Origin of the sequence: Mycobacterium sp. (genome assembly GCF_035570115.1) — a bacterium.
GTDB lineage: Bacteria > Actinomycetota > Actinomycetes > Mycobacteriales > Mycobacteriaceae > Mycobacterium.
In genome coordinates, this window is sequence record NZ_DATMLH010000064.1 from 1 (window position 1) to 11,309 (window position 11,309).

Genomic DNA, 11,309 nt, shown 5'->3' on the forward strand with positions numbered 1-11,309 from the left:
CCGTTGATCTTCCAGCCGCCGTCCACCCGGGTGGCCCGGGTCTTGATGGACGCCGCGTCCGAGCCGGCTTCGGGCTCGGAGAACAGCTGGCACCAGACCTCGTCTTTGCGGAGCGCCTTCTCGACGAATCGTTCTATCTGCCAAGGCGTTCCGTGCTGGATCAGGGTCAAAATCACCCAGCTGGTGATTCCGTAGTCCGGGCGCTTGATGCCCGCGTCACGGAACTCCTCCTCGATGACCAACTGCTCCACCGCGTCGGCGGCCAGCCCCCACGGCTTGGGCCAGTGCGGCATCACGTAGCCCGTCTCGATCAGCTTGTCGCGCTGCGCCTGTTTGTCCAGCGCGGCGAGCTCGGCGGCGTCAGCACGAATCCTGGTGCGCAACTCCTCGGCCTCTGGGGGCAGGTCCAGGCTGTTCTCCCGAGCGGCACCGGCGGCCGTGCGCTCGAACACGTCGCGTGCCGGCGCGTCACCGCCGAACAGTGCCGTCGTCACCAACGCTCGGCGCAGATGCAAATGCGCGTCGTGCTCCCAGGTGAATCCGATACCGCCATGCACCTGGATGTTCAATTCCGAATTGCGCGCATACGCCGGAAACGCCAGCGCCGCCGCCGAAGCGGCCGCCAGGCGGAACTGGGCTTCGTCTTCTGATGAGTCCTCTGCTGCCGCGCGGGAGGCGTCCCATACCGCTGCGATCGCCGACTCGGCGCCGACCAACATGTTCGCGCAATGATGCTTGACCGCCTGGAATGTGGCGATGGTGCGGCCAAACTGCCGGCGCACCTTCGCATAGTCGACGGCGGCTTCGACGCAGTCGGTCGCCCCACCGACTGCTTCGGCGGCCAACAGCGTTCGGGCGCGGGCCAGCGCCGATTCCCGCGCTCCCGGCAAGATGTCGTCGGCGGAGACACTCACCTTCTGGAGTCGGACCCGGCCGGAGCGCCGAGTCGGATCCAGATTCTCGGGGACCTCGACCGACACTCCGGCACGCTCGCGTTCCACCACCAGCACGTCGTCACCCGCTGCGATCAACAGCAGGTCGCCCAGGCCCGCACCGAACACCAGTCCGGCCTCGCCGTCGGCCACGCCATCGTTGAGTCCTACGTGGCCTTGCAGGCCGATGCCCGCGGTGACGGTTCCGTCGATCAGCCCCGGGAGCAACCGCGACTTTTGCTCGGCGGTGCCGTCTTTGGCGATCAGCGCCGACGCGATGACAGTAGGCACGAACGGGCCCGGCGCCACCGCACGGCCGAGTTCGTCGATGACGACCACGAGCTCGGGCAGCCCGTAGCCCGAGCCGCCGTACTCCTCGTCGATGTGCAGGCCGAGCCAGCCGAGTTCGACGATGCCCTGCCAGAACGGAGGTCGGGCCTCCTCGGGCGCGTCGAGCAGGGACCTCGCCGCCGAACGCGCCTTCTGCGACGTCAGGAAGCCGCGGGCGACCTCGGCGAGTTCGCGGTGGTCATCAGTAAGTGCGATACCCATTCGAGGGCCTTCCTCTTGGACGCCGTAGGCCGGTGGGAAAGAGTGTACTTAAATGCGGTTGCCTCCCAACCGGGTGGTTGGCTCAGACGGCGACTATCGCATCACTTCGGCGCGAACCGCTGTCCGGCGTCCAGCCGTAGGCACTGGCCGTTGAGCATCGGGTTGTCCACGATGGCCGCCACGAGTTTGGCGTACTCCTCCGGGCGGCCCAGCCGTTTGGGGAACGCCGCGTCCTTGGTCAGCGCGGTGGCGTACTCGTCCGGAATGCCCTTGGTCAACCCGGTAGCGAACAAGCTTGGTGCGATCGCCAATACGCGGATGCCCAGCGATCCGAGATCGCGTGCCATGGTCAGGCACATGCCGGCGATGCCCGCTTTGGCCGCGGTGTAGGCGACCTGGCCGATCTGGCCCTCGAATGCCGCGATGGACGCGGTGTTGATGATGACGCCGCGCTCCTCGTCCTCCGGCTCGTTCTTGCTCATGTGGTCTGCCGCCAGCCGGCTGATGTTGAACGTGGCGATGAGATTGAGGTCGATCACCGACTGGAAGGACTCGAGATCGTGCGGACCGGACTTCGACATCGTCCGCTTGGCGATGCCACCGCCGGCCGTCGTCACGGTGACGTGCAGACCGCCGAGACTGTCGACCGCGGACTGCAGGACCTCCTCGGTACCGGCGAAATCGGTGACGTCCACCGGATAGAAGGAGCCACCGATGCCGGCGGCGACGTCCTTGCCGTCCGAGCCTTCGCGATCCAGCACCGCGACACTCGCCCCTCGGGCGGCCAATAGTTCGGCGCTGGCGCGGCCCATGCCCGAAGCGCCGCCGATGACGACCACCTTCTTGCCGTTGATCTCCATTCAAACCTCCGTGTTTGATCCGGTTCCGATTACCCGGCGTCCCGATTGCCCGGCTCCTCCTCATCGCGCTGCGCGCTCTGCATCGTCGCCGGGCGTAGCTGCACGTTATCGCGGCCGTGCGTGACGTTGTCGGCCAGGCGTGTAAAGGTGGGCTGTGCTGCTGATCGACGTGGCGACGACTTCGGCCGAAGTGGGTGGCTCCGCGTCGCGGCTCGCCAAAATCGCGCGGATCGCCGACTTGCTCGGCCGGGCCGCATCCGATCCCATGCTGGTCGCGATCATGGTGTCGTGGCTTTCCGGGGAGCTGCCGCAACGCCAAATCGGTGTCGGCTGGGCGGCTCTGCGGTCGCTGCCGTCCCCCGCGGCGCAGCCGAGCCTGACCGTAACCGGCGTCGACGCCACCTTCTCGACGATCGGCGCCGTCTCGGGCAAAGGCTCGCAGGCGCGACGCGCCGAGCTTGTTGCCGGATTGTTCGCGTCCGCAACAGAGGTCGAGCAGACGTTTCTGCGACGGCTGCTTACCGGTGAGCTGCGTCAGGGCGCGCTGGCCGGCGTGATGGCCGATGCGGTCGCCGCCGCCGCGCGGATCCCGGCAACCGTGGTGCGGCGCGCGGCGATGCTGGGCGGAGACCTGCCCGCGGTGGCCGCCGCGGGCCTTACCGGCGGCACAGCGGCACTGGACGCGTTCACCCTGCGAGTGGGCCGACCGGTCGGCCCGATGCTGGCGCAGACCGCGGCAAGCGTCCGCGAAGCGCTCGAAAAACTCGGCGGCACAGCCGCGTTCGAGGCAAAGTTGGATGGCGCACGGGTGCAGGTGCACCGGGCGGGTGATCAGGTCACGGTCTACACCCGGAGCCTCGACGACGTCACCGCCCGGCTGCCCGAGGTGGTCGAGGCGACGCTGGCGCTACCCGTCACCGACTTGATCGCCGACGGGGAGGCGATCGCGTTGCGCCCAGACGGCCGGCCGCAGCCCTTCCAGGTCACCGGATCGCGATTCGGCCGATCCGTCGATGTCCCGGCCGCCCGCGCGACCCAGCCGCTGTCGGTGTTCTTCTTCGACATCCTGCACTGCGACGGCGTCGACCTCCTCGACGCAGCCGCTAGCGAGCGGTTGGCGGTGCTCGACCAGATCACGCCCAAGCAGCACCGGGTCGATCGGCTGGTCACCTCGGATCCGGCCGCCGCAGCCGACTTCCTCGAGGCGACCCTGGCCGCGCGCCACGAGGGCGTGATGGCCAAGTCGTTGACCGCGCGCTACGAGGCGGGCCGCCGCGGGGCCGGCTGGCTCAAGGTCAAACCGGTCCACACCCTCGACCTGGTGGTGCTGGCCGTCGAGTGGGGTTCGGGCCGGCGTCGGGGGAAGCTGTCCAATATTCATCTGGGCGCTCGCGACCCGGCCAGCGGTGGCTACGTGATGCTGGGTAAGACGTTCAAGGGGATGACCGACGCGATGCTGGACTGGCAAACCACACGGTTTACCGAACTGGCCGTCGGTGGAACCGGTGGCTATGTCGTGCAGCTGCGACCCGAGCAAGTGGTCGAGGTGGCGTTCGACGGGGTCCAGCGGTCGTCGCGCTACCCCGGCGGTTTGGCGCTGCGGTTCGCCCGGGTGCTGCGCTACCGGGACGACAAGGGTCCGGACCAGGCCGACACCGTCGACACCGTGCGCGCCCTACATCAGAGCTGAACCAGCGGTTGCGCGACCGTGAACGTCGCGACGCGACACGCCCATGGAGACGTGGGCGTGTTCACAGGCGCGTAGGGTCCCGGCCGTGGAAGCGCACACTGGGGTCAGTGGGCATGTCAGCTACGTCCACACCGATGACGACCTGCCGCCCGTCGCGGTCATCGACCGCTCGCCGATCCGCACCAGGCACAAGATCATCTTCGCGGTGATCGCTCTGCTCGGTGCGGTCGCCTGGGCAGTCATCGCCGTCGTCCGCGGCGAGACGGTCAACGCGGTCTGGTTTGTCGTCGCGGCGATCTGCACTTACGTCATCGGGTACCGGTTCTATGGGCGGCTGATCGAGACAAAAATCGTCCAGCCGCGCGACGACCAGGCCACCCCGGCGGAGATCTTCGAAAACGGCACTGACTATGTGCCCACCGACCGGCGGGTGCTCTTCGGACATCACTTCGCCGCAATCGCGGGGGCTGGCCCGTTGGTCGGTCCGGTGCTGGCCACCCAGATGGGCTACCTGCCCAGCGCGATCTGGATCGTGGTGGGTGCGGTGCTCGGTGGCTGTGTGCAGGACTACTTGGTGTTGTGGATCTCCACCCGGCGACGCGGCCGTACCCTCGGCCAGATCGCGCGCGACGAGCTGGGCGCCATCGGCGGGGCGGCCGCTCTCGTCGGAGTCTTCATCATCATGGTCATCATCATCGCGGTGCTGGCGCTGGTGGTGGTTCGGGCGCTGCAGCAAAGCCCGTGGGGTGTGTTCTCGATCGCGATGACCATCCCGATCGCTATCTTCATGGGCTGCTATCTGCGCTTTATCCGACCCGGACGGATATCCGAGGTGTCGCTGATCGGATGCGTGCTGCTACTGCTCGCCGTCGCCGCCGGCAACTGGGTCGCTGAAACCCCTTGGGGTGCATCGTGGTTCAACCTCACTCCGGTCACACTGTCCTGGCTTGTCATCGTCTATGGTTTCGCGGCGTCGGTGCTGCCGGTGTGGTTGCTGCTTGCGCCGCGCGACTACCTGTCGACGTTCATGAAGGTCGGCACCATCGTCTTGCTCGCCGTCGGCATCCTGATCGCCCACCCGAGCATGCAGGCGCCGGCGATTTCGAGCTTCGCCCACCGCGGCAACGGCCCGGTGTTCGCCGGCTCGCTGTTCCCGTTCCTGTTCATCACCATCGCGTGCGGCGCGCTGTCCGGATTCCATGCACTGATCTCATCCGGGACGACGCCGAAGCTGCTAGAGAAGGAAAGCCAGATGCGGCTGATCGGTTACGGCGGCATGATCACCGAATCGTTCGTTGCCGTCATGGCATTGATCACCGCGTCGATCCTCAACCAGCACCTGTACTTCGCCCTCAACGCACCGGCCGCCCAGACCGGCCCGACGGCCGCCACGGCCGCGCACTACGTCAACGGCTTGGGCTTGTCGGGTGCGCCGGTCACCGACGAACAGATTCGTGCCGCCGCCGCCGGCGTCGGCGAGCACTCGATCGTGTCACGCACCGGCGGCGCGCCGACACTGGCCTTTGGCATGTCGCAGGTGCTCCACCAAGTGTTCGGCGGGACGGGCCTCAAGGCGTTCTGGTACCACTTCGCGATCATGTTCGAGGCCTTGTTCATCCTGACCACCGTCGATGCCGGCACCCGGGTCGCGCGTTTCATGCTCTCCGACGGGGTGGGCAATCTGGGCGGTCCGCTGGCCAAACTCCGCAACCCGAGCTGGCGGCCGGGCGCGTGGGGTTGCAGCCTGGTCGTTGCCGCGTCGTGGGGCAGCATGCTGCTGATCGGCACCACCGACCCGCTCGGCGGCATCAACTCGCTTTTCCCGCTGTTCGGTATCGCCAACCAGCTGCTGGCCGGAATAGCACTGACGGTGATCACCGTCGTCGTCATCAAAAAGGGTCTGCTGAAGTGGGCGTGGATACCGGGCATTCCGCTGCTATGGGGGCTCGCCGTCACGCTGACGGCGTCGTGGCAGAAGATCTATTCGTCAGATCCCAACCTGGGCTACTGGACTCAGCATTCCCGCTACGCCGCTGCCAAGGCGGCCGGTAAGACAGCGTTCGGCTCGGCGAAGACGCCCGACCAGCTGAACGACGTCATCAGAAACACCTTTATCCAGGGCACGCTGTCGATCATCTTTGCCACCGTCGTGATCATCGTGCTTGCTGCCGCGATTATCGTGACGCTCAAGACAATTCGCGGCCAAGGCTTACCGCTGACCGAAGACGACCCAGTGCCGTCAAGGATGTTCGCACCCTCCGGCATGATCCCGACTGTGGCGGAGCGGGAGGTGCAACGGCAATGGGACGCGCTGCCCGCGATGCCGTCGGGGTAAGCCGGTTGCGCCGTATCGCCCGCGCAATCTGCTGGTACTGGGGCACCGTGATGGGCGACACCCACTACCGCCGCTACCTCGACTACCGCCGGCGCACGCACCCGGGCGAACCGGTGCTGTCCGAGCGGGACTACTGGCGGGAGCGATACCACGCCGACCCCGGCGCGCGGTGCTGCTGACAAAGCGGCGCATTCCGACCTGCGGTGACACCGCGCGTCTATCCGGAAGTTAAACCTCGGCCGACGAAGGTTACGGCAAGATGTACGGGGAATGCATGCTGTCGTCGGCGGGAGTCCACTTTGGTATCAGTCACGACTGGTCGAGAAACTCAGGTGTTGGCGCGCGAACCAGAGTCCGCAGCGCTTCGAGGGCCGCATGGCGCCAGGGATGCGTCAACGCGGCAGCGTCGGCTGACGCTGGTCCGGCGGACGGCGATCACCATCTGGGCCCTTGTCGTGGTCTACCGGACTTTGACCGACGGGCTCGCATTCAACCGCGAACTGCTGCTGCTCTACATCGCCACCGGGCTCATCGCCGCCAGCATCGGTCGCGGGCACAAAGTTTTTGCGGTCGTGCGCGATTGGCTCCCATTCGCGGTTGTGCTGCTGGTGTATGACTTCAGCCGGGGGGCGGCCGCACTGCTCGGGGCGCCAACACTCTGGGATTTCCAGCCCCAGGCGGATCGATGGTTGTTCTTCGGCACCGTCCCGACCGTGTGGTTGCAGGAGCACATCAAGATGCCGCAACCGCCATGGTGGGAAGTGATCATCAGCGGCGTCTACATGTCGTTTTTCATCCTGCCTTATGCGGTCGCCGGCGTGCTGTGGCTGCGCAACCGAAACGACTGGGCAGCGTTTGTCCGGCGGTTCGTCGCGTTATCCTTCGCCGCGCTCGTCGTCTACGTCGTTATGCCGGCAGCACCGCCGTGGGCGGCCGCCCGCTGCACACCGGCCGACATCGCCGGTGGCCCGTCCAGCCCGCGCTGCATGTTCAGCAGTCCCGCACACGTCCCTGACGGTGGGCTGCTCGGCCCGATGCACAGAAGCCAGCCCGGTGCGCACCTGTTCGTTGAGCGGATCTCGACTCGTGGCTGGGGAACGCTACATCTGCAATCGGCCGGCGCACTGGTCAACTCCGGACAGGCCAGTGTGAATCTGGTCGCGGCGATTCCCTCGTTGCATGCCGCACTGACCGCGATGATCTCGGTGTTCCTGTGGCGACGCATCAAGCACAGGTGGCGGCCGCTGCTGGTGGCTTACCCGTTGGCAATGGCCTTCGTGCTCGTGTACTCCGCCGAGCATTTCGTGATCGACATCCTGCTGGGCTGGGCGCTCGCGGCGATCGTGTCGCTGGTATTCGGTTGGCTTGACTCGTGGTGGTCGCGGCGCCGCGCACCGAAGTCAGGCCTGGCTAAGCCAACGGGCGATCTTGGCGGCGGCCTCACCGTAGAAGGTGCGGTAGACGCGGTCCGCGACGTAACCGATGTGTGGGGTGGCGACCACGGTGTCCAACGAGCGCAGCGGGTGCCCGGCCGGCAACGGTTCGGTGTCGAAGACGTCGAGGCCGGCCCCAGCCAGCCGGTGCGAATGTAACGCTTCGACGAGAGCTGTCTCATCGACGATCGGGCCGCGCGATGTGTTGACTAGCAACGCCGTCGGTTTCATCAGTCCCAATTCGGCGGCGCCGACCAGACCACGAGTGCGCTCGCTGAGCACCAGATGGATGGTCAGAACGTCGGCGCGACCGAACAACTCGTCTTTGGAAACGTAGGCCGCCCCGGATTGTTCGGCGGCCTGCGGAGTCAAGTTTGTGCTCCATGCGATGACGTCCATGCCGAATGCCGTCCCGACCCGCGCCACCCGGCTGCCGATCCGCCCAAGACCCAACACGCCCAGCACCGTCCCGCCGAGTTGACCACCGACCGAGGTCTGCCAACCACCGCTGCGCACCGAGAGGCACTCGTCGACGATCCCGCGCGCCGTGGCGAGGATCAGCGCCCAGGTCAGTTCGACGGTCGACTCTAGGTAGCCGCCGGTCGTGCTGACGTAGATGCCGCGTTCCTTGGCGGCCGCGACGTCGATGGAAGCGTTGAACGCCCCGGTGGAGGCGATCATCTTCAGCCGTGGCAGGCGCTCGATTACGGTGCGCGGCAACGGTGTGCGCTCACGCATCACGCACACCACATCGAACGGCGCCAGCCGGTTTACGACGGCGTCCTGATCGGCGAGGTGATCGGTGAAGACGGTGATGTCGGCTCGCGCCGCCACCTCCGACCAGTCGGCCATGCTCAGCGCGACGTTCTGATAGTCGTCGAGGATCGCGACCCGCATCGTGCCAATGTCCCACATGTGGTTTGAAGGGGTAGCAGGCCGGGTAAATAGTCCACGACGCAAACCAGCGTGACCACAAGTCATAACAAAGAGGAAGCAGAAGCGCATGAGCGCCCACGACAAAGTGAGCAACAAGATTGACGATGTCGCCGGCAAGGCCAAAGAGGCCGTCGGCAAGGCCACCGGAGACCACAGCACCGAAAACGAAGGCAAGTTCGACCAGGCGAAGTCGAGCCTGAAAGACGCGGGCGAGAAGGTAAAGGACGCCTTCAAGAAGTAGGCCACAACGGACTAGCGCAGAGGACGGCCACCGGTGGATGCGACCCCGGTGGTCTTCCGTTTTTGGGGGCTTTGCGTGGATTCGGCGCCAACGGGTAACCGATCAGCATGTCAAACGTGCTAAGGAGCAGAAATGGTCGGAACGATTGTCGGTGCAATATTTGTCGGCCTCATTGTCGGTGCGCTCGCGCGGCTCATCCTTCCGGGTAAGCAGAACATCGGCGTCATCATGACGATCCTGCTCGGCGCGCTCGGGTCGTTCGTCGGGTCGTGGGTGACCTACCGGCTGGTATCCACCCCCAACCAAGGCAAATTCGAGCTCACTGCCTTTCTCGTAGGCATCATCGTCGCGGTCGTCCTGATCGCGATCTACGTCGGTGTCACCGGACGGCGTGGCACCAAAATTCGCTGAGCAGTCAAGGCGCGGTCCAGTGTTCGCCTGAGCCGTTACTCTCGGCGGGTTCGTTCAGTCCAAATATGAACGGCGCGAACACGACTTCGCGGCCGTCGGGATCGCGGTAGGTGACCGCTCCCGTCGCTGCCCAATACGGATGCGATTCGACGGGTCCGACGCCCGCCGCCGAAAGCCGTGCTGTCGCTTGCTGCTGTGCCGTCGCATCGGGGAAATAGAGGCAGAGCTGATCATGAGGGTCGACCGCGACGGGCTCGTCGGCCTTGACGATCTCAAACGTCAGAGCCGATCCGGGCAGCCCGAATATCGCGCCGGTGCTGCCGTAGCTATCCCCGAACGTGGCATTGAGCGGCAGTCCGACCACGTCGCGGTAAAATTGGACCGTTGACTCGAAATGCGCGGAGCGGCGGGCGAATCGGATCGCACCGATCGAGGCCAATTCGTCGGGCCAGCCGGGCCGCGGCAGGGGTTGTTCGGTCATGGCGTCGACGTTAGGACCTCAACCTCACTTCAGGTCAAGCGCTTGACGCGGTGGCTCGAGTAGAAGTACACATTGCCGATGTCCACCTGGCTTATCACCGGCTGTTCGAGCGGGCTGGGCCGCGCGCTCGCCGAAGCGGTTATCGGCGCCGGCCACAACGCCGTCGTCACCGCTCGTAATGTCAGCAGCGTTGCCGACCTGTCCGACGCGTCGCCCGAGCGTGTGCTCGCCGTTGCCCTTGACGTCACCAAGCCTGAGCAAGTCGCCTCGGCGGTGCAGCAGGCCGAACAGCGGTTCGGCGGCGTAGACGTCCTGGTCAACAACGCCGGCTATGGTTACCGCTCCGCCGTCGAAGAAGGCGACGACGCCGACATCCGCGCCCTGTTCGAAACGCACTTCTTCGGCGGCGTCGCGATGATCAAGGCTGTCTTACCGGGCATGCGGGGTCGCCGAAGCGGCGCCATCGTCAACATCTCCTCGATCGGTGCTCAGTTCACCCCGGTTGGAGGGGGCTATTACTCGGCAGCGAAGGCCGCGATCGAAGCGATCAGTGGGTCCTTGCACGGTGAGCTCGCACCTCTTGGCATCTCGGTCACCGTCGTTGAGCCGGGCGCATTCCGCACCGACTTCGCCGGACGCTCACTCGCCCAGTCGGTTACGGTGATCGACGACTACGCCGCCACGGCCGGGCAGCGTCGCAAAGAGCACGACACCATGCATGGCAACCAGCCCGGCGACCCCGCCAAGGCTGGCGCCGCAATCATGGCCGCCGTCGAATCGGCTGAGCCTCCAGCGTTTCTGCTCCTCGGCGCCGACGCCCTAGCCCTCTACCGCTACGTCGCCGAGGAGCGCGCTAAGGAGATCGCGAATTGGGAACAGTTGACGACGAGCACCAACTTCGACTCCTGAGCGGCTCCGTCGGCGGTCCGGCTCTTGGCTATCACATGGACGGCAGGGGCCGCCTGACGGCGGCCTCGATGAGGACTTCCGCGGCAGACCGCGCGTGCAGCAACGGCGCAGTGTCGTTGAGCGACGTGCTCAATGACGTCGCACCTTCGAAGAGCACCGCCAGCTGATGGCCCAACCGGTAGGGGTCTTCCGCACCGGCTTCCGCGGCCACGTCGGTGAGCCGCGAAATGAACTGCAGCTTGTGCTCGTGTACCACGTCGTGAACACCGGGCATCTGGTCAGCCGCCTCGACCGCCGCGTTGTGAAAAGGGCAACCACGGAAACGATCGGCCGGCGGGCTGTCGAAGATCGCCAATAGGCGGTTGCGCGGGCTTACACCGGGAGTGTCGAGGGCTTTCTCGTTGGGCATCCCCCCGGTGTCGTGGATACCGCGCAGATACGCCTCGACCAGCCCCGTCTTGCTCGCGAAGAGCTGGTACATCGTGCGCTTTGACACGCCTGCCTCTTCCGCGACGCGTTCCACCCCCGT

General features: G+C 66.0%; 11 protein-coding genes and 1 pseudogene. 7 read left to right on the forward strand and 5 right to left on the reverse strand.

The window, feature by feature from the left end:
* Both VNW74_RS04750 and VNW74_RS04755 read right to left on the reverse strand, forming a co-directional pair.
* Positions 1-1,484, reverse strand: a 1,484-nt coding sequence (locus tag VNW74_RS04750) for an acyl-CoA dehydrogenase (protein ID WP_325675453.1), incomplete at its 3' end; no start/stop codon positions are given.
* A 101-nt stretch (positions 1,485-1,585) separates the two neighbouring features.
* The gene (locus VNW74_RS04755) at positions 1,586-2,344 is read right to left on the reverse strand and encodes an SDR family NAD(P)-dependent oxidoreductase (protein ID WP_325675454.1); all 759 of its coding nucleotides are present in this window, start codon (positions 2,342-2,344) and stop codon (positions 1,586-1,588) included.
* A gap of 154 nt (positions 2,345-2,498) precedes the next feature.
* Here VNW74_RS04755 and VNW74_RS04760 point away from each other — a divergent pair, with 154 nt between their 5' ends.
* From VNW74_RS04760 to VNW74_RS04775, 4 genes and pseudogenes are all read left to right on the forward strand, one after another.
* Positions 2,499-4,034 carry an ATP-dependent DNA ligase gene (locus VNW74_RS04760; RefSeq protein WP_325675455.1) on the forward strand — a complete coding sequence of 512 codons (1,536 nt, stop codon included), beginning with the start codon at positions 2,499-2,501 and terminating at the stop codon, positions 4,032-4,034.
* A gap of 85 nt (positions 4,035-4,119) precedes the next feature.
* Positions 4,120-6,369: a carbon starvation CstA family protein gene (locus tag VNW74_RS04765; RefSeq protein WP_325675456.1), complete on the forward strand. Its 2,250-nt coding sequence runs from the start codon at positions 4,120-4,122 to the stop codon at positions 6,367-6,369.
* The gene (locus tag VNW74_RS04770) at positions 6,336-6,548 is read left to right on the forward strand and encodes a YbdD/YjiX family protein (protein ID WP_325675457.1); all 213 of its coding nucleotides are present in this window, start codon (positions 6,336-6,338) and stop codon (positions 6,546-6,548) included. The genes VNW74_RS04765 and VNW74_RS04770 overlap by 34 nt, the downstream gene beginning before the upstream one ends.
* 153 nt (positions 6,549-6,701) lie before the next feature.
* A pseudogene (locus tag VNW74_RS04775) lies at positions 6,702-7,766 on the forward strand (phosphatase PAP2 family protein); the annotation flags it as partial.
* Between the two features lie 3 nt (positions 7,767-7,769).
* Here the strand turns inward: VNW74_RS04775 and VNW74_RS04780 are convergent.
* Positions 7,770-8,699 carry a D-2-hydroxyacid dehydrogenase family protein gene (locus tag VNW74_RS04780; RefSeq protein ID WP_414686597.1) on the reverse strand — a complete coding sequence of 310 codons (930 nt, stop codon included), beginning with the start codon at positions 8,697-8,699 and terminating at the stop codon, positions 7,770-7,772.
* Positions 8,700-8,805: 106 nt separating this feature from the next.
* On the opposite strand from VNW74_RS04780, the gene VNW74_RS04785 reads away from it, so the two are divergent.
* Together VNW74_RS04785 and VNW74_RS04790 are read left to right on the forward strand one after the other, a co-directional pair.
* Positions 8,806-8,979 carry a CsbD family protein gene (locus tag VNW74_RS04785; RefSeq protein WP_325675458.1) on the forward strand — a complete coding sequence of 58 codons (174 nt, stop codon included), beginning with the start codon at positions 8,806-8,808 and terminating at the stop codon, positions 8,977-8,979.
* Between the two features lie 132 nt (positions 8,980-9,111).
* Positions 9,112-9,390, forward strand: coding sequence for a GlsB/YeaQ/YmgE family stress response membrane protein (locus VNW74_RS04790; RefSeq protein WP_325675459.1), 279 nt, complete (start codon positions 9,112-9,114; stop codon positions 9,388-9,390).
* A gap of 4 nt (positions 9,391-9,394) precedes the next feature.
* On the opposite strand, the gene VNW74_RS04795 is transcribed toward VNW74_RS04790, so the two are convergent.
* Complete coding sequence (locus tag VNW74_RS04795; protein WP_325675460.1) at positions 9,395-9,871, reverse strand: VOC family protein; 477 nt, start codon at positions 9,869-9,871, stop codon at positions 9,395-9,397.
* A 78-nt stretch (positions 9,872-9,949) separates the two neighbouring features.
* Here VNW74_RS04795 and VNW74_RS04800 point away from each other — a divergent pair, with 78 nt between their 5' ends.
* On the forward strand, positions 9,950-10,780 hold the full coding sequence (locus VNW74_RS04800) for an oxidoreductase (RefSeq protein ID WP_325675461.1): 831 nt from the start codon (positions 9,950-9,952) through the stop codon (positions 10,778-10,780).
* A gap of 31 nt (positions 10,781-10,811) precedes the next feature.
* On the opposite strand, the gene VNW74_RS04805 is transcribed toward VNW74_RS04800, so the two are convergent.
* On the reverse strand, positions 10,812-11,309 hold a 498-nt coding region (locus VNW74_RS04805; protein WP_325675462.1), incomplete at its 5' end, for a helix-turn-helix domain-containing protein.